General features: G+C 58.6%; 23 protein-coding genes. 5 read left to right on the plus strand and 18 right to left on the minus strand.

Going from position 1 to position 21,386, the window contains the following annotated elements; all coding sequences use genetic code 11:
* Positions 1 to 20: 20 nt before the first annotated feature.
* Positions 21 to 446, plus strand: a complete 426-nt coding sequence (locus tag HDF10_RS05200) for a DUF4760 domain-containing protein (protein ID WP_183811070.1) — start codon at positions 21 to 23, stop codon at positions 444 to 446.
* A gap of 163 nt (positions 447 to 609) precedes the next feature.
* A complete protein-coding gene (locus HDF10_RS05205) occupies positions 610 to 894 on the plus strand; it encodes a DUF427 domain-containing protein (RefSeq protein WP_183811072.1) in 285 nt (94 codons plus the stop codon).
* A 50-nt stretch (positions 895 to 944) separates the two neighbouring features.
* On the opposite strand, the gene HDF10_RS05210 is transcribed toward HDF10_RS05205, so the two are convergent.
* From HDF10_RS05210 to HDF10_RS05280, 15 genes are all read right to left on the minus strand, one after another.
* Complete coding sequence (locus tag HDF10_RS05210; RefSeq protein WP_183811074.1) at positions 945 to 2,444, minus strand: ATP-binding protein; 1,500 nt, start codon at positions 2,442 to 2,444, stop codon at positions 945 to 947.
* A 363-nt stretch (positions 2,445 to 2,807) separates the two neighbouring features.
* Positions 2,808 to 3,833, minus strand: a complete 1,026-nt coding sequence (ilvC, locus tag HDF10_RS05215) for a ketol-acid reductoisomerase (protein ID WP_183811076.1) — start codon at positions 3,831 to 3,833, stop codon at positions 2,808 to 2,810.
* Positions 3,826 to 4,182 (minus strand): hypothetical protein, encoded by a 357-nt coding sequence (locus HDF10_RS05220; protein WP_183811078.1) that lies wholly within the window; start codon positions 4,180 to 4,182, stop codon positions 3,826 to 3,828. Before HDF10_RS05220 ends, ilvC begins: the two co-directional genes overlap by 8 nt.
* A gap of 344 nt (positions 4,183 to 4,526) precedes the next feature.
* A complete protein-coding gene (gene ilvN / locus HDF10_RS05225) occupies positions 4,527 to 5,132 on the minus strand; it encodes an acetolactate synthase small subunit (protein WP_183811080.1) in 606 nt (201 codons plus the stop codon).
* A gap of 14 nt (positions 5,133 to 5,146) precedes the next feature.
* Positions 5,147 to 5,452 carry a hypothetical protein gene (locus HDF10_RS05230; protein ID WP_179582571.1) on the minus strand — a complete coding sequence of 102 codons (306 nt, stop codon included), beginning with the start codon at positions 5,450 to 5,452 and terminating at the stop codon, positions 5,147 to 5,149.
* Positions 5,453 to 5,546: 94 nt separating this feature from the next.
* Complete coding sequence (locus HDF10_RS05235; RefSeq protein ID WP_183811082.1) at positions 5,547 to 6,062, minus strand: hypothetical protein; 516 nt, start codon at positions 6,060 to 6,062, stop codon at positions 5,547 to 5,549.
* Positions 6,063 to 6,394: 332 nt separating this feature from the next.
* Positions 6,395 to 8,149, minus strand: coding sequence for a biosynthetic-type acetolactate synthase large subunit (gene ilvB / locus HDF10_RS05240; protein WP_183811084.1), 1,755 nt, complete (start codon positions 8,147 to 8,149; stop codon positions 6,395 to 6,397).
* Between the two features lie 5 nt (positions 8,150 to 8,154).
* Positions 8,155 to 8,538, minus strand: a complete 384-nt coding sequence (locus HDF10_RS05245; RefSeq protein ID WP_183811086.1) for a hypothetical protein — start codon at positions 8,536 to 8,538, stop codon at positions 8,155 to 8,157.
* 31 nt (positions 8,539 to 8,569) lie between these two features.
* A complete protein-coding gene (gene ilvD, locus HDF10_RS05250; RefSeq protein WP_183811088.1) occupies positions 8,570 to 10,276 on the minus strand; it encodes a dihydroxy-acid dehydratase in 1,707 nt (568 codons plus the stop codon).
* A gap of 44 nt (positions 10,277 to 10,320) precedes the next feature.
* Positions 10,321 to 10,956 carry a 3-isopropylmalate dehydratase small subunit gene (gene leuD, locus HDF10_RS05255; protein WP_183811090.1) on the minus strand — a complete coding sequence of 212 codons (636 nt, stop codon included), beginning with the start codon at positions 10,954 to 10,956 and terminating at the stop codon, positions 10,321 to 10,323.
* Positions 10,956 to 12,437, minus strand: a complete 1,482-nt coding sequence (leuC, locus tag HDF10_RS05260; RefSeq protein ID WP_183811092.1) for a 3-isopropylmalate dehydratase large subunit — start codon at positions 12,435 to 12,437, stop codon at positions 10,956 to 10,958. The genes leuD and leuC overlap by 1 nt, the downstream gene beginning before the upstream one ends.
* Positions 12,434 to 13,162, minus strand: coding sequence for a hypothetical protein (locus tag HDF10_RS05265; protein WP_183811094.1), 729 nt, complete (start codon positions 13,160 to 13,162; stop codon positions 12,434 to 12,436). Before HDF10_RS05265 ends, leuC begins: the two co-directional genes overlap by 4 nt.
* 5 nt (positions 13,163 to 13,167) lie before the next feature.
* Positions 13,168 to 13,350 (minus strand): hypothetical protein, encoded by a 183-nt coding sequence (locus tag HDF10_RS05270; RefSeq protein ID WP_183811096.1) that lies wholly within the window; start codon positions 13,348 to 13,350, stop codon positions 13,168 to 13,170.
* Positions 13,351 to 13,355: 5 nt separating this feature from the next.
* Positions 13,356 to 14,465 carry a 3-isopropylmalate dehydrogenase gene (gene leuB, locus HDF10_RS05275; protein ID WP_183811098.1) on the minus strand — a complete coding sequence of 370 codons (1,110 nt, stop codon included), beginning with the start codon at positions 14,463 to 14,465 and terminating at the stop codon, positions 13,356 to 13,358.
* Positions 14,466 to 14,489: 24 nt separating this feature from the next.
* Positions 14,490 to 15,683: a 2-isopropylmalate synthase gene (locus HDF10_RS05280; RefSeq protein WP_183811100.1), complete on the minus strand. Its 1,194-nt coding sequence runs from the start codon at positions 15,681 to 15,683 to the stop codon at positions 14,490 to 14,492.
* A gap of 120 nt (positions 15,684 to 15,803) precedes the next feature.
* Between HDF10_RS05280 and HDF10_RS05285 the strand changes: the two genes are divergently transcribed.
* From HDF10_RS05285 to HDF10_RS05295, 3 genes are all read left to right on the plus strand, one after another.
* Positions 15,804 to 16,727 (plus strand): LysR family transcriptional regulator, encoded by a 924-nt coding sequence (locus HDF10_RS05285; protein WP_183811102.1) that lies wholly within the window; start codon positions 15,804 to 15,806, stop codon positions 16,725 to 16,727.
* Between the two features lie 116 nt (positions 16,728 to 16,843).
* Positions 16,844 to 17,311, plus strand: a complete 468-nt coding sequence (locus tag HDF10_RS05290; protein WP_183811104.1) for a Spy/CpxP family protein refolding chaperone — start codon at positions 16,844 to 16,846, stop codon at positions 17,309 to 17,311.
* A gap of 164 nt (positions 17,312 to 17,475) precedes the next feature.
* Positions 17,476 to 18,111, plus strand: a complete 636-nt coding sequence (locus HDF10_RS05295; RefSeq protein WP_260177617.1) for an acyloxyacyl hydrolase — start codon at positions 17,476 to 17,478, stop codon at positions 18,109 to 18,111.
* An 87-nt stretch (positions 18,112 to 18,198) separates the two neighbouring features.
* Here the strand turns inward: HDF10_RS05295 and HDF10_RS05300 are convergent, their stop codons facing one another.
* From HDF10_RS05300 to HDF10_RS05310, 3 genes are all read right to left on the minus strand, one after another.
* Positions 18,199 to 18,726: an outer membrane beta-barrel protein gene (locus HDF10_RS05300; protein WP_183811106.1), complete on the minus strand. Its 528-nt coding sequence runs from the start codon at positions 18,724 to 18,726 to the stop codon at positions 18,199 to 18,201.
* A gap of 102 nt (positions 18,727 to 18,828) precedes the next feature.
* Entirely contained in the window at positions 18,829 to 19,371 is a 543-nt protein-coding gene (locus HDF10_RS05305; protein WP_183767051.1) for an outer membrane beta-barrel protein, read from the minus strand.
* Between the two features lie 115 nt (positions 19,372 to 19,486).
* Positions 19,487 to 21,358, minus strand: a complete 1,872-nt coding sequence (locus HDF10_RS05310) for a hypothetical protein (protein WP_183811108.1) — start codon at positions 21,356 to 21,358, stop codon at positions 19,487 to 19,489.
* Positions 21,359 to 21,386: the final 28 nt, after the last annotated feature.

The raw sequence follows: 21,386 nt of genomic DNA on the forward strand, positions 1-21,386 counted from the left end.
GAACTGAGGAAAAAAACGGCATGGCCACAGCAGCAGACGCAGAGTTGATCTTGAAGCTGTACGAGATGCGCCGGGAGGAGACTCTGCGCAAGGCGCGGCGGTTTCTCATCTTCGAGTTTCAACCCACGACGCTCGAGGAGCTGCGCGCGGTCTCGAGGGACCCCAAATCGGAGTCCAACCCGTTGTGGCGCCAGGCTCTGAGCTATTGGGAGATGGCGGCTTCGCTCGTCCTCCGCGGCGCGCTCGACCCGGATCTGTTTCTGGACACGAACAACGAGGGGATTCTCCTCTATGCCAAGTTCCACCACTTCCACGCCGAAACGGAGAAGGAGAGTGGCAACCGGTTCATGGCCCAGACCGCCGCTCTGATCGACGCCTACCCCGCGGCCAAGTCGCGGTACGAGGGGTTTCTCAAGAACTTCGGGCGGCCCAAACCCTCCGTCTGAGCCACGACCTAAGCCACGACCAAAGACCCGCAGACTTTCCCTTTTTGCATCGTTTCTGTTACAAATGCATCACGGCCCCATGCTTCCCCGAATGCTTCCGGTAGGGGGAGCCTTGGCTCGGATCGTGAACGTAACTCGTTGAAAAGAATGCAGGTAGTGGATTATGGCGAAGGCAGTTTGGAACGGCCAGACGCTGGCCGAAAGCGAAACCTATGAGACCGTCGAGGGAAACCTCTACTTCCCCGAAGAGTCGGTAAAACGAGAGTTTTTGAAGCCCAGTTCGACCACTTCCAGTTGCCCCTGGAAAGGCCAGGCCCGCTACTACACCATCGTAGTGGACGGCCAGGACAACCCCGACGCGGCGTGGTACTACCCCGATCCCAAGCCGGCCGCGCGCAATGTAAAACACCACATAGCCTTCTGGCGTGGCGTCGAAATCACAAAATAGCTAAAGTTTAACTCGCAATGGGGATAGCCAAGCGACTATCCCCATTGGTTTTAGTAGGCCTGTAGACGATCAAGCGGCAACCGGACCTGGAAACAGGTAGCTCCCGGCTTCGACTCCACCGTCACGAATCCGGAGTGCTTGTTGACGATCCGCTGAACCGTGTCAAGTCCCTGTCCAAGCCCGCGGCCCGGCGCCTTGGTCGTGAAGAACGGCTCAAAGATCCGCGACTTGATCGCCGGATCGATCCCCGGCCCCGAGTCCCAAACCTCCACCAGCGCCATCTGGCCGCCGCCCTTTGTCAGCAGCCGCAGCGTCCCCATGTCGTCCATCGCGTCCAGAGCATTCTCGATCAGTGCGGTCCAAACCTGGTTCAGCTCGCTGCCATAAGCGCTCACCGTCTCCAGATTCGGATCGAACTCCAGCTCCACCTTGACGTTTCGCAGCCTCGAATTGAACATCACCAGCGTATTTTCAAGCGACTGCGCCAGGTCGACATCCTGGATCGGCGCCTGGTCCATGTACGAGTAGTCCTTGATCGCGCTGATCAGGTCGAAGATCCGCACCGTCGAGTCGACCACCGTCTCCGCCATCCGCTCAACCCGTAGCGAACTGGCCACCGTCGCCACCGCGACCGGCAGCACCTCCGGCCCCACAATCTCCGCCAGCTCATCGAGCAGGTCGAATGCCAGCGTCGTCTCCGAGAGTGCCGGCGCGATCGTCCACGGATTCGGCACGTTGTGGGCGTTCAGCCACTGCACCAGCATCTCCTCGCGATCCGTGTTCGCCAGCGGGTTCTGCGAGCCCTTGGGCAGGTTCGAGTAGGCAGACATGCGCGCCCGTGCATTCTTGATCCAGTCTTTATACTTCTCCGTCGTCTCGTCCGGCAGGCACAGGTTGCCCAGTTTGTACTTCTGCTCGCCATACTCCTTCAGCTCGCCGAACAGGCTGGCGGCAGAGCGTTGAGCGGCCGAGGCAGGATTGTTCAACTCATGCGACAGGTTCGCAGCCAGCTTGCCCAGCGCATTCAGCTTCTCCGACTGCTGCTCCATACGGGTCACCTCCCGTACGCGATCCAGCAGAGCCGAGACACAGCGCTGCCCCATCGACGGAATCGCAGCCAGCATCTCCGGAAACAGCGATTCGTGAATATCGATCGCCCACACCGGCCCCACCGAGTATCCTTCGCCGCCATAGTTCTTCATGCGCGAGAAGGGAAGCTTGCCCGTCATCGATCCCGCCCGGCCAATAAACAACGGTGCGTTCGAGAAGCGCCGCCGCACCTGCACCTCGCCCTTCAGCAGGAAGTTCATATTGCAGGCCGGTTCACCCTCGCGAAACACGATCGACCGGTCCCCACCCATACGCTCGGTGCCTTTAGTCGCGAGCCAGGTGTACTCCTCCTCGGTCAGACCGTCGAGCGGAGTGATCGTGCGAAGTGCCGCAACAATATCTGCAATCGGCGACTTCTGAGCCGGCGTAGTTGCAACCTGATCTACCGCAGGAACCGGAAGTGTTGGGAGGAGGCTTTCATAGTTATCAACAGTGGCCATGCCTGGAGCTCCTTCTGTCACGCAAACGTCTGAATCGGTTCAGAAGATCTTCCTCTCTATGGTACAGAGGTTCCGCTTCGCAGTCGTTCTCTGCTTATAAATTTCAAGCAAAGCCGGACGGCGCGGCAGTTACGGATTCGAGGATCATCTGAGATTAAACGGAGGAGCGACACCAGATTGGATGCCGCTCCCCGTCATTCGACTTGTAAATCTTTGGTTCGTAAATCGAAGTCCTCCCGCCGGTCGGAATCATCCTCCCTCGCGACCAACGGGAGCGCCAAGCGAAGCGGTATACCCGTCACGAAGTGACCGCCTCCCGCGCAGGGAGCCCGTCCGGCAGGACAGATCTTTAGACGTACAGATTTACGCTTTGTGAACCTGTCCATCTTTTACCACGACCGGGTCAAGGAACGGCATGGACTTCCTCAGCTCAGCTCCAACCTTCTCGATCTGAAGTGCCGCCTCCTCCTTGCGGATGCGGGTAAACTCCTTGCGGCCCGTCTCGTTCTCCGCGATGAACCGCTTCGCAAAGCTGCCGTCCTGAATATCGTTCAGCAGGCCCTTCATGGCTTTCTTTACCTCCGGCGTCACGATGCGTGGTCCGGCAACATAGTCGCCCCACTCCGCGGTGTCCGAGATGGAGTGGCGCATATACTCCAGGCCGCCGCGGTACATCAGGTCGACGATCAGCTTTAGCTCATGCAGCACCTCGAAGTACGCAAGCTCAGGCTGGTAGCCGGCCTCGACCAGCGTCTCGAACCCTGCCTTCACCAACGCACTGGTGCCGCCGCATAGAACCGCCTGCTCGCCGAAGAGGTCGGTCTCGGTCTCCTCGGTAAAGGTCGTCTCGAGCACACCCGCGCGGGTGCAGCCGATGCCCTTGGCGTAGCTCAACGCCAGCGCCAGCGCATGTCCGCTCGCATCCTGCTCCACTGCGACGAGTCCCGGAATGCCGCCACCCTCGGTGAACACCTCGCGAACCCGATGCCCAGGGCCCTTCGGCGCAACCAGCGAGACATCGGCCGTCGCAGGTGGCGTGATGGTGCGGAAGCGAATGTTGAAGCCATGCGCGAACATCAGCGTCACGTTCGGCTTCATGTTCGGCTCAATCTCCGCGTGGTAGACCTTCGCCGCCGTCTGGTCCGGCGTCAGGTTCATGATGACGTCCGCCCACTTCGAAACTTCGGCGACGGTATCGACCTGAAGCCCGGCCTTGCGCGCGCGGTCCGCATTGGGCGAGTCCTTGCGCAGTCCCACGCGAACGTCAACGCCCGAGTCCTTCAGGTTCAGGGCATGCGCATGGCCCTGCGAGCCATAACCGATGATGGCAACTTTCTTTGCCTGGATAAGAGAGAGGTCTGCGTCTGCGTCGTGGTATGCCTTAGCCATTGTGATCTTTTTCCTTTTTCCTATTTTGATTATTGGTTAGGGTTTTGTGAAGTCTTGAACGTCGTGAGCTATGCTGCGGCTCATCGAGTTGAGGTCGCGTCGTAATCCGGCGGTAAATCCAATCGCCGGCCGGTAAAAATGCAAAGAGAATAGGGAGAGCGCCAGTGCCAATCGCTCCGCCTGCATAAACGGTTTGAAGATATCCGTTTCTCCAGACGAAAATGCCTTTATGGATCTGATTCACACCCATGAGGATGCACACGCCGCCGCCAGCTACCAAAAACAATCTAGGTATCAGAGAGGTTTTTGCCTTGGTCTGCCTCTTCGGTTTGTTATTGAACCGGATCACAATTCGTCCTCTGCAAACTCTCTCCTTTCGAGTCTGTCAGTCTTCTGTTTTGTTTAGGTGGGGATGTCGGTTGTGGTGCGTGAACTTCAGTTCGCGCCGCGTGGTAATACGACGATAGATACGGTCGCTGGCGGGGAGGAGCGCAAACATCATTAGGATAACGCCGGTGACAACCACGCCCGCTGAAAAGACCGTTTGGTGATACCTTGCGTTCGTGAAAGAAAAGATGCCGCGTCGCATATACGCGACTCCCATTGCGCTGGATAGCAGACCAGTTGCAAAAACAGCTAGTCTCCCTTGAAAGTTCGAGAGTTGTTTCCGCCGAGTTGGTTTGGGTGTCGGCATTAGATTTCATCTTCCGCAAACTCGCTCGGCAGAATCTCGTCCGCTTGTGGCTTTTCCGGGAACGAAGTTTTATCGCTGTGGTCAGGGTCAGGCGTACCAAGCGCCTTCAACACGCGACTGGTGTGGTGGCCGCGACGCATCGCCATACGGCCCGTGCGCGAGACCTCAAGGATCGTGTAGCCGCTCTCGGTGAGCACCTGGATCAGGCCTTCAATCTTGCTGGCCGCGCCCGTCATCTCGAGCATCACCGACTCGGGCGCAAGATCGACCACACGCGCCCGGAAGACGTTGGCAAGCTCGAAGATCTGCGAGCGAGTCTTCGGCCCGGCTGCGATCTTGATCAGGCAGAGTTCGCGAATGACGGCGTCGGCGCGGCCCACCTCGTCCACATCCACCGTGATCTCAAGCTTGTAGAGCGAGGCGCGAATGCGGTGCGCGGCATGGTCCGGCGCCTCGCAGACGATCGTCATGCGCGAGATATCGGCCCGCTCGCTCTCCCCCACCGTCAGCGAGACGATGTTGATGTTGAGTCGGCGAAACAGCGAGGCAACACGCGTCAGCACGCCGGGTTTGTCTTGGACAAGAGCTACAAAAGTGTGGAGCATTTCCGAATCCTTATCTATGCATCGTGATTTTTGAACTTATGCCAAGTACCGCACACGACAGACTCTTTATCTCTGCGGGCTTGAGGAATTAGCTCCGCAACCGCTTCTGACAAGTCGTCTTCATTGAGGACTTTTTGTACCTGCTCACTGTCATTTATGTTCAATCCAAGTTTCTGCATGGCGTTTTCGACTTTCGCGATTAGTTCTGCCGAATCTTCTGCTTGTGAAGCTATCCATATAAATGCACCCGCATTTCCTTCCAGCATCCAGTTGTCCTTGGGACCAGAAACCTGAAATAAACCAATCCAAATCGAATTCACTGACGTCTTTCATAAGCCGGATTTGATACGTGATTTACGACAACTAACACTACAAAAGTGTGGAGCATAAGTGCCTTTCAACGGAGTGCGTCGTTTAGTTTGGACTATGGGGCATGGAGTCGACAGGCGGTGCAGGGTACTGGCGAAGATAGGTCTTGGGCATCTCGTAGAGGATCAGCTCTCCCGGCTTTGCCTTCGGGCTTGCACTGCTGCAAAGATTGCCGGTTGTGACTCCAGTGCTGAGAATCGCAGCGACGGAGTAGTTGGTATAGAGCTCGCTCCGCGGCCTGCAGTCCGCATACATATTTGACAGAATGCGGAGAATGGTCGCCTTCTTCGCATCCACCAGGATGATCCCGTTTTTGTCGGTCCCCATGGCAACCGACCCGATCTGATCCACGCGAAGAGCCACATTCAACCTCTCATCATGGACAGGCTCGTTGGTGAGCGCGTTGATCACCCGGATGCGAACTTGACCCGGCGGAGGCGGCAGTTCGGCCGGCGCAGCCTGAGCCGACGAAGCACCCTGAACCGGCGCACCAGATTGAGCCGGTGCCGCTGCCTGAGCCGACGGCGCAGCAGCTTGAGCCGAGGCAGACGCCGTAGACATAGCGATGCCCAGAAGCGGGCAGGCAACGCGTGCGAGAGCTCCGAGTCTTCTACTCGCTCTAGCTCCGAATCGACTTGGCATCGGTAACCCCTCTCTCAAAAGATCAAAACCGTGCAGCGGGCAAAAATAAACTTCAAAAACGTGGCGTATTTTTAATGGTAAAAAACACGTTGCTAACGCACCACGTTTACCACGCATTCCACCACGTTCTCACCATCAAAAAACCACGTTCAGAACACTGTTTTTTCCAAAACACCCCTCAAAAGCAAGGGAAAAACAACGATCTTCGCTCCGGCACCACAGCCAGAATTTTTTTCTGCGAAAACGAAAAATTATTCATCTTCCGCCGTCTCCAGAAGCGGATCATTTGCCGGCCGCCGCACCATCTCATGGAGCGCCGCTCCGGGAGCGATCATCGGATAAACCCCATCCTCTTTTTCAACCTGAAAGTTGATCAGAAATGCCTTACCACTGGTGCGCGCCTTCGTAACCGTAGGGGTCACATGCTTTCGTTCGCTAACATGCGCCCCATCAATACCATGCGCGCCAGCCAGCTTTACAAAGTCGGGAGACAGGATCGGCGAAGCTGCGTAGTTCTTCTCATAAAACGCCTCCTGCCACTGCCGAACCATACCCAAAAATCCATTGTTAATCACGGCGATATTGATCGCCAAGCCCTCTTGCACAATGGTCGAAAGCTCAGCCGCAGTCATCTGAAATCCACCATCACCCGCGATGACCCACACATCCTTGTCAGGACAAGCGACCTTCGCCCCAATCGCCGCAGGAAGCGCAAATCCCATGGTGCCAAGGCCTCCGCTGGTGATCAGCGAACGAGGCGCATCGTGCTTGTAGTACTGCGCCTCCCACATCTGGTGCTGCCCGACATCTGTAACGATGATGGTTCGATCGGCTCGGCCTGCTGCCTGTGCTTCACGCCAGATGTCGTTGATGACATGGGCCGCATAAAGATGGCCATTGTCGGGCAGATTGATGATGTCGCGGACGGCAGCATCGCCCTTCATCGCATTAACCTCGCCGATCCAGCTTGTATCCGTCTTCTTCGGCAGCAGCGGAAGCAGCAGTTCAAGAGTCTCGCGAAGATCGCCTATGAGCGCCACGTCAGCTTTCACATTCTTGTTGATCTCCGACGGGTCGATCTCGATATGAATCTTCTTCGCATTCGGCGCATAGTGCGCGAGGTTGCCAGTGACGCGATCATCGAAGCGCATGCCGAAGGCGAGCAGCAGATCGGCCTGCTGAATGGCGTTGTTGACCCAGGATTCGCCGTGCATTCCCATCATGCCGAGCGAGAGCGGGTGATACGTCGGGAAGGCTCCGAGGCCGAGCAGCGTACATGCAACGGGGATCTGTTGACGCTCTGCAAAAGCGAGAACTTGCGACTCCGCGCCGGAGTGGGTGATGCCGTGACCGGCGAGGATGACTGGCCGTTTCGCCTGCTGGATTAGCTCGATGGCCTGCTGGATGGAAGAAGACTCCGCCTGCAGCATGGGGTGTGGGCGATAGATGGCGGGCGCAGCGGATTCAAAGTTGAAGGCGGCGGTGTTCTGCTGCGCATCTTTCGTGATGTCGACCAGCACAGGACCGGGGCGGCCATTGGTCGCAACCTGAAAGGCCTCGCGCAGGGTTGGTGCGATGTCTTCGGCGCGCGTGACGAGGTAGTTGTGCTTGGTGATCGGTAAAGTGATGCCGGTGATGTCCACTTCCTGGAACGCGTCGGAGCCGAGAACCTTGCTGCCTACCTGCCCGGTGATGCAGACGATCGGGATGGAATCGAGCATGGCTGTTGCTATGCCGGTGACGAGATTTGTAGCGCCGGGACCGCTGGTCGCGATGCAGACGCCAACCTTGCCCGATGCGCGCGCGTATCCATCAGCCATGTGCGAAGCGCCCTGCTCGTGGCGCACGAGGATGTGATGGATGGGGAACTTGCGCAGCGCATCGTAAGCGGGGAGGATGGCTCCGCCAGGGTAGCCGAATACCTTGTCCACGCCTTCGCCGACGAGCGTGGCCCAGATGATTTCAGCTCCGGTGAGTTGGGGATGTTGATTTTTCTTCTCTGCCATGGTCGTTACCGTCCTAGGTGGTTGTAAGCAACAGTCGTACCGTTGCGGAGAATGACATAGGCCATAAAGCTCACAAAACCTATCGCGATTGTTCCGATCAAGCGAATTGCGATAAGCGCTTGACCTTCTGAGTTCCATGGCAGAAGCCTCTGGAGGCTATTTGGCGGATACCAGAGATCAATTACAGTTTGGCGCGATGCAAATAGCGCGAACAGCCCTGCATACATAAATCCGATCCAGGTGAGAGTGGCAGCAATCGCCAGAAATACTCTCTGATGCCATAGCAGAACTGGGATGAACGATATGAATCCAACGACGAACAAGGCGTGCAAAATTCGAACGCTAAGCGGTCGTCCTTTCCAGTCTAAGAGTGGGAATTCAATTCGCATCAATCTCTCCTTCTCTGCGTGCATCCTCCTGCTACGTGGTCACTGCTCCTTCACTCGCGCTGCTTACTGAGTTGGCGTACTTGGCGAAGACGCCGCGTTTGAAGCGGGGTTCGGGGGCCTTCCATGCGGCGATGCGTTTGGCGATTTCGGCTTCGGGGACGTTGAGGGTTAGTTTGCGGTTGGGGATGTCGAAGGTGATGGTGTCGCCTTCGTGGACGGCGGCGATGGGGCCTCCGAGCTGGGCTTCGGGGGCGACGTGGCCGACCATCAACCCACGCGTAGCACCGGAGAAACGCCCGTCGGTGAGGAGAGCTACGGTCTCGCTGAGCTCCGGGATGCCCTTGATGGCGGCGGTGACGGCGAGCATCTCGCGCATGCCGGGACCTCCGCGCGGACCTTCGTAACGGATGACGCAGACGTCGTTGGGGTTGATCTTGCCCGCTTCCACTGCGGCGTGGCACTCGTCTTCCGACTCAAAGACACGCGCGACGCCTTGATGAAAGAGGCGCTCGTGGCCAGCGACTTTGACGACACAACCCTCGGGCGCGAGATTGCCCTTGAGGATGACGAGGCCGCCGGTGGCTTTGAGCGGGTGCTCGGTGGGATAGATGACCTTCTGGTTCGGCGTTTCGACCGCGTGCTGTGCTTCTTCGGCGAGAGTCTTGCCGGTGACGGTGATCTGCGTGCCGTCGATGAGCCCAGCGTCGAGTAGGCGCTTGGCGAGGAGACGGCTGCCGCCTGCATCTTGATAGTCGGTGGCCGCGTACTTGCCGCCGGGGGAGAGATCGCAGATGTGCGGCGTGCGATCACTGATGGCGTTGAAGTCGTCGATGGTGAAGGGGATGTTGAACTCGCGTGCGATGGCGAGCAGATGGAGGACGGCGTTGGTGCTGCCACCAGAGGCACAGGCGGAGACGTAGGCGTTCTCGATGGCTTTGCGCGTGACGATCTTCGACGGGCGAAGGTCGTTCTTTGCGAGCTCCATGACGAGACGTCCGGCTTCACGGCTGGCTGCGGCTTTGTCGGGCGACATGGCGGGGACGCCTGTGATCTGGATGGGTGAGATGCCGAGGAACTCGCCGGCCATGGCCATGGTGTTGGCGGTGAACTGTCCGCCGCAGGCTCCGGGGCCGGGACAGGCGGCGGCTTCGAGGGCTTCGAGTTCGTCATCGGTGATCTTGCCGGCGGCGTGCGAGCCCATGCCTTCGAAGACCTGGAGGATGGTGATCTCCTTGGTGGTGCCGTCGGGCTGGGGGAGCTTGCCGGGGGCGATGGAGCCGCCGTAGAGCATGAGGCCGGGGATGTCGAGGCGGGCGAGAGCCATGATGGCGGCGGGCATGTTCTTGTCGCAGCCGGCGATGCAGACGAGGCCGTCGAAGGAGTTGGCGCGGGTAACGAGTTCGATGGAGTCGGCGATGACCTCGCGGGAGACGAGCGAGGCCTTCATACCCTGGGTGCCCATGGTGATGCCGTCGTGAACGGTGATGGTGTTGAACTCCATGGGAGTGCCGCCAGCGTCGCGGATGCCTTGCTTGACGGCAGCGGCGACGTCGCGGAGATGGAAGTTGCAGGGGCCAACCTCGGTCCAGGTGTTGGCGATGCCGATGATGGGCTTGTGCAGGTCTTCTTTGGTGAAGCCTACGCTGCGTAGATAAGAGCGAGCGGCGGCGCGGGATGGGCCTTCGGTGAGGACTTTCGAATATCTCTTTGCAGAATTGAGTTCGTTGCTCAAAGTCATAGCCTTTCAGGTAGAGCGCGTCAGCGAGTTAGCGAGATACGTGTTTAAACTGCGATTGCGCGAGGTTTGAGCCAGAATTCGGTGTCGTGTTTCGTTTCGAACGTGTCGAGCGCAGATTCGTGGCGTAGGGTGAGGCCTATGTCGTCGAGGCCGTTCAGGAGACAGTATTTGCGGAAGGGGTCGATGTCGAAGTGTGCGCTGAAGCCTTCGTCGTCGGTGACGGTCTGGGCTTCGAGGTTGATGGTGATTTTGTGGGCGGGGCTTTTTTCTGAACGTTGCATCAATGTTTGCACGTCGGCTTCGGGGAGGCGGACGAGTACCATGCCGTTCTTTCCGGCGTTGGAGAAGAAGATGTCGGCGAAGCTGGGAGCGATGACGGCGAGGAAGCCGAAGTCGGTGAGAGCCCAGGCGGCGTGCTCGCGGGAGCTGCCGCAGCCGAAGTTTTTCCCGGCGATGAGGATCTTCGCGCCCTTGTGATGGTGTTTGTTGAGGACGAAGGTCTGGTCGGGCTGGCCAGCGTCGGGGCCGTCCTGGATGCGGCGCCAGTCGTAGAAGAGGAAGTCGCCGTAGCCGGTGCGTTCGATGCGCTTGAGGAACTGCTTGGGAATGATCTGGTCGGTGTCGACGTTGGGGCGATCGAGAGGGGCAGCGTGGCTGGTGAGAATGTTGATGGGGTGCATTATCTCGCCTCCTTCTGGGCTGGCTGATCTTTGAACTGCCATGTGCGGATGTCGGTGAAGTGGCCGGTGATGGCTGCTGCGGCGGCCATCTGCGGGCTGACGAGATGAGTGCGGCCACCACGGCCTTGACGGCCTTCGAAGTTGCGGTTCGAGGTGGAGGCGCAGCGTTCGCCGGGGGCGAGGATGTCGGGGTTCATGCCGAGGCACATGCTGCAGCCGGGTTCGCGCCAGTCGAAGCCTGCTTCGGTGAAGACTTTGTCGAGGCCTTCTTTTTCTGCTTGTGCTTTGACGGACTGCGAGCCGGGGACGACCATCGCTCGAACCGAGGTGGCGACGTGGTAGCCGCGAACGACAGAGGCTGCGGCGCGGAGATCTTCGATGCGGGCGTTGGTGCAGGAGCCGAGGAAGACGCGGTCGATCTTGATCTCTTCGATGGGCTCGCCGGCGTGGAGACCCATGTACTCGAGGGCGCGCTCGAAGGCCTTTTGATCGGCCTCACTGGCGGTGGGGTCGGCCAGGGGGACGGTGCTCTTGACGCCGGTGACCATGCCGGGCGAGGTTCCCCAACTGACGGTGGGGGTAATGTCGGCTGCGTTGAGGGTGAGTTCGCGGTCGAAGATTGCTCCTTCGTCGGTTACAAGTTCGGACCAGTGAGCTACTGCTCCGTCCCATGCTGCTCCTTGCGGGGAGAAGCGGCGACTTTTGAGATAGGTGAAGGTGGTGGCGTCGGGGGCGATCATTCCCGCGCGGGCGCCGGCTTCGATGCTCATGTTGCAGATGGTCATGCGGCCTTCCATCGAGAGGGCGCGAATGGCAGAGCCAGCGTATTCGACGACGTAGCCGGTGGCGCCGGCGGTGCCGATCTCGCCGATGATGTGGAGGACGATGTCCTTTGCGGTGACGCCGTGGGGCAGTGTGCCTTCGACGTTGATGCGGAAGGTCTTTGGCTTGTCCTGTGGGAGAGTCTGTGTGGCCATGACGTGTTCGACTTCGCTGGTGCCGATACCGAAGGCGAGTGCGCCGAATGCGCCGTGGGTGCTGGTGTGCGAGTCGCCGCAGACGATGGTCATGCCGGGTTTGGTGAGGCCAAGCTCTGGGCCGATGATGTGGACGATGCCTTGGTTCGGCGATTGGACGTCGTAGAGTTCGACTCCGAAGTCGGCGCAGTTTTTGCGTAGCGCCTCGATCTGTTTGGAGGCAATCTGATCGACGATGTGGAGGCGGTCCTCGATGCTGCTGGTGGGGACGTTGTGGTCTACGGTGGCGACGGTGCGGTCGGGGCGGCGCAGCTTGCGGCCTGCCATGCGGAGACCGTCGAAGGCCTGAGGGCTGGTGACCTCGTGGACGAGATGCAGGTCGATGTAGAGGATGCTGGGTTCACCCTGCGGCTCGGCGACGAGGTGCTGCAGCCATACTTTTTCGAAGAGTGTTTTGGGAGTATTCGACGGTGTTGTTTGGGGTGTGATTGGGGGTGTGCTCATGGCTGTGCTTTCTGGTCGTCCTGGGACTTGGTGAGATCCTGAGGCTTGGTGAACGTGTTGGCTCCGATGGTTGCCGCCTGAATCTGATGAGGCGTACCGTCGGGGTCGACGAGAATGGCGCGAGTAATCTGTTGAATGACGGTGCTGCCGGAGGGCGGTTGTGCGGTCCAGCGGGCGACGCTGTGAGTTAGCGCAGGGGGGATGTGGTCGGGGTCGATGGGATGATTGGCGAAGATCCAGAGGGTGTATTCGGCGCCGGGTTCGCTGGGGGTTCTGCTGTCCTTTATCCAGTCGATGGCGGCGAAGGCGATGAGAGGATGGGGAAGTCCCATGTCGACCCAGAGGAGGCCGCGCGCGGGGCTAAAGCGGAAGACACAGCCGGTGATCGAGAGATAGCGGTTGTCGTCGGCGAGAACCTTGTCGGGAACTGATAGGAAGTCGAGTGCGGTCTCGTCGAGTGGTTTGTAGCCGGTCTTGGGACTGCCCCAGAAGGTTTGTGGAGCGGTGAGATATTGGGCCAGAAATGGACGGAAGCGGTTATCGAGGACCAACTGGGTTTCGCGGTCGTCGGCTGGCGGGGGGCCGTATTGCCATAGCCACTCGACGTTTTCTTTTGGCTGCTTCTTGTCTCGCTTGATTTGCGGTGAAGAGATCTGCGCGTGCGCGGCCGGAGCTGCGAAGAGCAGCAGAGTGGCGGCGAGTTGGATGGCATGGCGCATCTTCATTTTGACTAGCGACCGCGTTTGGGTTGGTTGAAGTGCCTTTGACTGAGCCACAGCAGACCGTTGACCAGAGAAAACATGATGATCGCCGTGATGAGGAGCGCCATCGGCGGCGCTCCCCGCAGCCAGCGATAGACCAACGCTGCGGTGATTGCGAGGTTTGCCAGGGCCGTCTTGAATCTCGAACTCATGTCGTTTAGACGGCGTGCATGGCCTGGCGGCGGTCAATGGACTCGGCCAGTGCCTGGTGTACGAGCTTGCCCATCTCCTGTGTGCTGACGGGGGTTTGGCCGGGTTGCTGCCCGCGTGCGATGTCGGCGGTGCGGTAGCCGGCGTTGAGAACTTTGTTGACCGCTGCTTCGACGGCCTTGGCATCCTGCTCGAGATTGGCGGAGTGACGGAGGACCATCGCAGCGGTTAAGATCGCGCCGAGCGGATTGGCTTTGCCGGTACCGGCGATGTCGGGTGCGCTGCCGTGAACGGGCTCGTAGAGATTGACAGCGCCTCCGATGGTGGCTGACGGCAGCATGCCGAGGGAACCGGTGATGACTCCGGCTTCGTCGGACAAGATGTCGCCGAAGAGATTTTCGGTGAGGACGACGTCGAAGTTTCGGGGGATGTTCATGATGTGCATCGCCATCGAGTCGACGAGCTGGTGCTCCAGCGTCACGGAGGGATAGTCTTTTGCGACTTCGGTGACGGTGGCTCGCCAAAGCTGTGATACCTCGAGGACGTTGGCCTTGTCGACGGAGGTGACCTTCTGGCGGCGGTTGCTGGCGAGCTCGAAGGCTACTCGGGCTACACGAACGATTTCGTCGCGTGTGTAACGCATTGTGTTGATGGCCTCGTTGCTCTCGCGGTCCCACCAGCGTGGGGCGCCGAAGTAGAGTCCGCCGAGGAGTTCGCGCACGAAGAGGATGTCGACGTCTTTGGTGACTTCGGGGCGCAGCGGAGAGCTCTCGCTGAGCGCGGTGTAGGCGATGGATGGACGCAGATTTGCGAAGCCGCCGAGAGCCTGGCGGATCTGTAGAAGGCCGGCTTCGGGGCGCTTGTCTGGAGGGAGCGCGTTGAACTTGTTGTCGCCAACGGCTCCGAGGAGGACGGCATCGCACTCCAGCGCGGCGTCGAGCGTGGCGGTTGGTAGCGGCGAACCCGTTTTGGTGATCGCTGTGCCACCGATGAGGCCTTCGACGAAGGTGAATTCGTGGCCACCCAGCTCGGCCACAGCGCGAAGAATATTCGTGGCCTGATGGGTGACTTCGGGGCCGATGCCGTCGCCGGCGAGAACCGCAATTTTGAGGCGCATGACGCAGTTTCCTTTGGTGTAGATCTAGTGCGTGGGAACGATGGACTTGTCCGGTTGCAGAAGGCCGAGCAGATCCTGGTCGTAGATGGATTTTTTGCGATCGGCGAGTTCTGTGAAGCGATGGTAGACGTCGTCAAGCTGGGCGCGGGTGAGCTTGTGTCCGAGTTCGGTGAGGCGCTGTTCGAGGAGACGCCGCCCACTGTGCTTGCCGAGCACCATATTCGTCGCGGGAACACCGACCGACTCGGGCGTCATGATCTCGTAAGTGAGCGGGTTGGCCATCATGCCGTGCTGGTGAATGCCGGACTCGTGCGCGAAGGCGTTTGCGCCTACGACAGCCTTGTTGGGTGAGCAGCCGAAGCTGATGAATTCGGCGAGCATCTGGCTGGTGGGGAAGAGCTGATTGAGTTTGATGTTGTTGGTGTAGGGGAGCTTGTCGCGTCGAACCATGAGGGCTGCTGCGATCTCTTCGAGTGCGGCGTTGCCGGCGCGCTCACCGACGCCGTTGATGGTGCACTCGGCCTGGCGGGCTCCAGCCTGAATGCCCGCGAGGGTGTTGGCGACGGCCATGCCCAGGTCGTTGTGACAGTGGGTGGAGAGAATGACGTTGTCTTTGCCATCAGGACCAACGATGCCGGGCACCTTTGCGAAGAGCATTCGGAAGGTGGCGGCGTACTCGTCGGGCGTGGTGTAGCCGACGGTGTCGGGGATGTTGATGGTGGTGGCTCCGGCCTGAACGGCCACGGTCACGATCTCGACGAGAAAGTCCGGGTCGGTGCGGGTGGCATCCTCGGCGGAGAATTCGACGTCGTCGGCGAAGGTGCGGGCGAGACGGACGGACTCCGCGGCTTGATGGAGTGCCTCGGAGCGAGTGATCTTCAGTTTGGCTTCGAGGTGAAGGTCGGAGGAGGCCAGGAAGGTGTGGATGCGAGCCTTGTCGGCGGGCTCGATGGAACGGGCGGCGGCTTCGATGTCTTCGCGTTTGCAGCGGGCGAGGGAGGCGATGCGCGGGCCACGAACTTCGCGGGCGATCATGCGGATGGAGTCGGAGTCGCCCTGGCTGGCGATGGCGAAACCAGCCTCGAGGACGTCAACGCCGAGGTTTGCCAGCTGGTGGGCCATGCGCAGTTTTTCGTCGTGGTGCATGGTGCAGCCGGGGGACTGTTCACCGTCGCGGAGGGTGGTGTCGAAGAAGACGATTTGATTAGGCGAGGACATTAGATTTAGCACTCTCGATCTGGACGTTATCATAATGCATGCTTATGATGGTTTGCAGGTTTATCAGAAATTCTAATTGCGACATTCAAGCGGTAGATCTCGGCTGCACGGAGGTAAGGATTGGACTTAGTCCAGATGGAGACGTTTCTGGCGGTGGCAGAAGAGCGTAGTTTCTCGCGAGCGGCAGCACGCCTCCATCGTACTCAGCCAGCGGTGAGTCAGGCAATCGCCAAACTGGAGGGGGAGTTGGGAGAGGTTCTGTTCGAGCGCTCTTCGCGAGATGGAACGCTGACCGATGCGGGGGAGGTTTTGCGGGAGTATGCCTCTAAGTTGCTGAATCTGCGGAATGAGGCGGCGGGGGCACTGACGGAGTTGCGGGAGCTTCACCGGGGCAGGCTGAACCTGGCGGCGAACGAGTACACCTGCCTTTATCTGCTGCCGCTGCTTGATGAGTTTCGAAGGCAGAACTCCAGGATCAAACTGGCGGTGCAGCGAACGCTGGCCAGCAGGATCTCGGACGAGGTGCTGATGCACTCTGTGGAGTTGGGGGTGCTCTCCTTTCGCCCGGACGATACCCAGGTGAAGTCGATGGTCGTGTACCGGGATGAGTTGGCTTTTGTGGTGAATCCGCGACATCCCCTGGCTGGAGCAGGAAGGGTGTCGATCCGACAGCTAGGCGGACAAAATTTTATCGCGCATAACATTCCGTCGCCGCAGCGGCAGAAGGTTATTCAGGCATTCAAACGGCATAAGACTCCGTTGCAGATGGGGGTAGAGCTGCCATCGTTGGAGGCGATCAAGCGATTTGTCGAGATGGGGAATGGCGTGGCTCTGGTGCCGGGGCTGACGGTACGGACCGAGCTCGAGAGCGGGGCGCTGGTGCGGGTTCAGGTGCCGGAGCTGCAGATTGAGCGCAAGCTGAGACTGGTTTATCGCAGGCAGGCCACCCTGTCGCATGCGGCGCTGGCCTTTCTCAACGTGGTGGAGGCCTATGCGGCGGCGCATGGCGATCCCTACTGCTTTCAGGCCGAACGGGGAGTGTAAATGGGGCTGTGAATTTTGCGAGACACCGGAACCTTTGCACAAAAAGAGCGTCTGTACGAGTAGATTGACCACCGGAGAAGCTCTTCCGGCAAATGCAGTATGAGAGTGAGAATCCGATGACGACACTATTTCGTAAACCAGTATTGCAAGTAGCTCTTCTGGCGCTATGCACCACGATGTTGAGCGCACTTCCCACGATGGCACAGGACCCGGCTCCGCCGCCCGCGCAGGATCAGGCGGGCCCACCGAATGGCGGCCATCGGGGGGCAGGTCAACGGGAGGAGCACCAGATCGAATTCCTGACGAAGAAGCTGAACCTGACTCCCGATCAGGTGACCCAGGTAAAGGCGATCGACGACGATTCGCGAACCCAGATGATGGCTTTGCGTCAGGACACTGCGACTCCTCAGGCTGACAAGCGAGCGAAGATGATCGACATCCATAAAGCCTCGCAGGCCAAGATACGCGCCGTGTTGACCGACGATCAAAAGACGAAGTATGACGCTCTGCAGGCTCAGATGAAGGAGCGTAGAGAGAGTCGCGAGGGTGGACAGGGAGCGACTCCTCCTCCTCCTCCTCAATAATGCGTCAGGCGAAAGGTGGGAATAGGGCCGGAGAGATGCAGATCCTCCGGCCCTTCTTGCGTCGGTAGTACAACTTCGGGCAGCGGTGCGGTTACAATGAAGAACAGTGATAACGGCGTGCCGTAACTTTGAAGCGCGTTGCCTGCGGGACAGCGTAGAAAGTTATGGGCGAATTCGAAGGGATCCAGCGAAGAATGAAGAAGACGATGTTGTTGTTGGGAGTGCTGACGCTATCTGCGGCAGCCGGTTATGCGCAGGAGAGCCGGCAGGACGTGAGCGTAAGCGGAAGCGCTGCGTTTGCCCCACAGATTACCGGAAACAGCGTGCAGAAAAACACAAGCACGACTATTGGACTGGTTGCCAGCTACCGCTATCTACTGACGCCGCGGAGCGGACTTGAAGTTAACTACGGATACCAACAAAACACGCAGTATTATCAGGTCTTCGGGAAGGCCAACGGCGGCATCCATACCCTGCAGCAGGAGTTCAGTGCCGCATATGTATTCAACCTGAACTTCAAGCACTTTAACCCGTTTCTTGAAGCCGGTCCGGGCGTAATGTTCTTCTCGCCGTTCAAGGATGCGGGATCGACCAACCTCGACGCAAAGCGGAATACAAATATCGGTGCTCTCTTTGGCGGCGGTGTAGCGTATGAGCTAAGCCCAAGCTTCGACATTCGAGCTGAGTACCGTGCCTTCCTGGTGAAGACTCCAACCTTCAGCCTTCCGGGCAATATCTTCAATACCAATCGCTATGAGGTCATCTCGACTCCTTCGATCGGCATCGCGTATCACTTCTAATCTAACGATTAGCCGCTTTAGCAGGAGAAGCCCCGGCGTTGACCGGGGCTTCATGTTTTGGATTACGTGCGTCTGATCAAGGATCTTCTACCGGAAGCGATAGGCCGCACCCAGCGTGAGGATGTTCGGGGTAAGACTGGAGCCCGCGAAGCCAAACCATTGCTGGTATTCCCAGTCGGCGCGAACGTAGAGGTAGGATTTTACCTTGTAATCGGTACCAATACCGGCTGCTATAAGGTTATAGGCGAGGTTTGGGCGGAATCCATCCGGGTTGACAGGGAAGTTGAATACGCCGCGCCCGTAGAGGACCTTGCCGTAAGGAACGAACCGGCGATATTCGCGAAAGTAACGGCCGCCCACCTCATAAGTCTTCTCATAGAGATCGTTCTGATCTTTAACGAAATGGAACTCGCCCGTTACCCCTATGTGAGGGAGAAAGTCGAAGTCAAAGTAGGCCGCGCCACCATTGAACCGATCTCCGTAGTCGGAGTCCGCGGTGGAGAAGCCGCCGCCGATCTTGAGATCTCCTGCGCGAGTTGCGGTAGGATTGGCCTGCGCGCTTAGCATGGATGCGGCCCCCAACAGGCCCAGAAAAAAAACAACCTTTGTCAGCACGTGCACTCCTGTCGAATAGCGTATTCCTTACCGCAGGCTGAATAGCGTAGCGACAGGATATTGAGGTAAAGCAACAACTTCATCATGAGACAAGCTCTCCGGCTAGCGCAAAGTATAGGCAACACCAAACGTGTAGGCGATAGGGGAAAGGCCATTGGGTTCAAAGCTGGGCCATTTCTGGAACTCAACATCGAAAGCGCGTACGTTGATGTGCCGAGTTACTCGCACATCCAGGCCGGCACCGGGCGCATATTGGAAATACGTAAACGTTGCCGGCGTGTTAAAGCTGCCAGACTGGAACCCGAAGCGGCCGACACCGAACAGGGCTTTGACGTAGGGCTCAAAGCGTTTGTGATGCCATTTGTAGCGCGGGCCCAGGAGGTAAGAGTTCTCGCTGATATCGCCGGGCGTAATGACCGAAATGTGAATGTCGCCTTCGACTCCCAGGTGTTGACCGATATCGTAGTTGCCGTAGATGGAGATTCCCTTAATATAATGCTGCGTATAGTCGGGGCTTATGAATGTTCCTGCGGCACCGATCTGTATCGCGGCAGTGCGAGAGGCGGTCGGGACGGCTTGCGCATGCGACCAGTGAGTCAGACTAAGGACGCAGGTGAAACAGCCAATAAGAATATGCCGCTTCAACAGTGTGCCTCCTTATCAAACAAAATTTGATGCATGCGCCGTGGCCTGGGAGCGGGCCCGAGACAGGAAAAGCGCGGACGGTCTGAATGACCAGGGTCCATCCACGCTCTAGGGGTTAGTTTTGTTGTGCGTTGGTTGGTGGAGGAGTGGCAGCCGGTGCTGCTGCGGCTGGTGCTGCAGTGTTGTCTGCAGGAGCTGCGGTCGCCGGTTGTGCGGCTGGAGCGGCTGCAGGTTCTGCGGGTGCCTTGTAGTAGCTAAGTTTCAAGTAGACCGGCTCAACCTCAAAAGGCATTTTGTCGGCTGCTGTTAGGAGAGGCTCGAAGGCCGAGTGCAGGACGAATACCTGATCGGTCCAGGGGTCGAAGCGGAGGAAGCTGGCCAATGGCATTGCTGCCTGTTGTTTCAGATCCTTCATGTCCAGTTTGGGGCCCTTAGCCGTGATGGCCTGCATCCAGAAGGTAGGATCTGTGTCGCTCTTGACGAGACCGTCGCCGATCATCGGCTCGTTGAGCGCTTTCAAATTTTTAACTCGCTGTTGCAGTTGCTGGAGGTAAAGGCTGAAGTACTGCTGTCCGCCCTCGAGTTCCTTCGCATTGAGCAACTCCATTGCCTTCTTTGCTGCTGCCGCGTTGTCGGCGTCGGTGTGGTGCATCGGGATACGGTTGAAGACCGTCGTAGAAGGGAAGAGCAGACGATCGTTGAAGGCGTACTTGGTGTCGAGACGGTGAGCGAGAATGATGTGTGCAATCTGGAAGGCCAGGATCGCATTGAGGTTGCCCATCTGCTGCGCGCCGTCCTGAGTTACAACGCCAGTGGTATCGAGCAAGCTCTTTGAGATAACGATAGTATTGCCAATTGCGAGAGACTCCAGCGGTTCGGTCAGCAGTGTTCGGCAGCGTATCGGCCTGGAGAGTGTGATGTTGTTGTACGCCAGAATGTTGCCAGCGAGTGCTTCAAGAGTTTTGTCGAACTCGCTCGGCGCATCGAGCAGGCCTGCCTGAAAGAGACGCTCGACGATATTGTCCTCTGCCTGCTGGACCCAGGCCCGCTGGGCACCGAGAGGGCTGACGTCCTGTGCCTCGTTGCTGACGTCGGTTGCACCGACGACGTCCATTGAGGTGTTTTCGCTCTCTGGTGGCGGGACCTTCAGCACATAACCCCAGATGTGGTTAATGGCTTTGAACTTGAGAGTGCGGGAGACGCTCTTAGGATCACTCTCTTCCACATAGAAGGAGGTCGGGAGCCAGAGATCGGGCTGGACGTTGGTCCGCCAGCTGTCAAAGTGATAGAACTCCTTCTGATCTTCCTGGGTACCTGCGAAGTCACCGTTGAAGCGAACAACGTTTCCGCTCCGCGACTCGATCCAGATGCGGCCGAAGAAGCGACCGAAGGACTTCTTGCCTTCAATCGGGGTCACGTCGAAGACCGCCGTCGGAGTGTTGCCGAGGAAGTCGTTGCGTACATAGCCGAAAGTATAGTGCTGACGATCGAAGCTGTTGGAGTCCATCAGCAGCATCTGCACAAAGCCGGACTCGTGGAAGTTCAGATGGAGGCTGTTGCCGAGACCGCCGACGAAAGACACGGAGTGCTTGAAGAATCCAAGCTTACCGTCGTTGCTGGTACCTTTCGAGGTTTCTTTGTTGACCACATAAGAGTTGTCGCCGATGACGCTTTTGAAGTCAACGCGGCTGAGGAAGTGCTCGTCAGACTCGGGAACCTGACCTAGAAGCGGATCCGGCTTCATGGTCTGGATGTAGGTCTCCACGAGAGGAGCCCGTTCCTTGACGGTCTTGACGATCACCTTTTCGCGGGCGATCGCCTTGTCAATAAGTGCGTTCTGCGCGGCCGTCGGCTTGCGCGTTGTGGAGAGGTCCTCATCCATCTTCTTCTTTTTGCCAGGATGTAGGATGCCTGCTCCAGCGGGGAGAGTGGTTGCGACTAGAAATGCCAGCAGCAGACCGGCGGTAGACTGTTTCCCGAGAATCATGATTTACGGCTCCTACGGTGACCCCTGG

This window comes from Tunturiibacter empetritectus (genome assembly GCF_014201375.1).
Taxonomy (GTDB): Bacteria; Acidobacteriota; Terriglobia; order Terriglobales; family Acidobacteriaceae; genus Edaphobacter; species Edaphobacter lichenicola_D.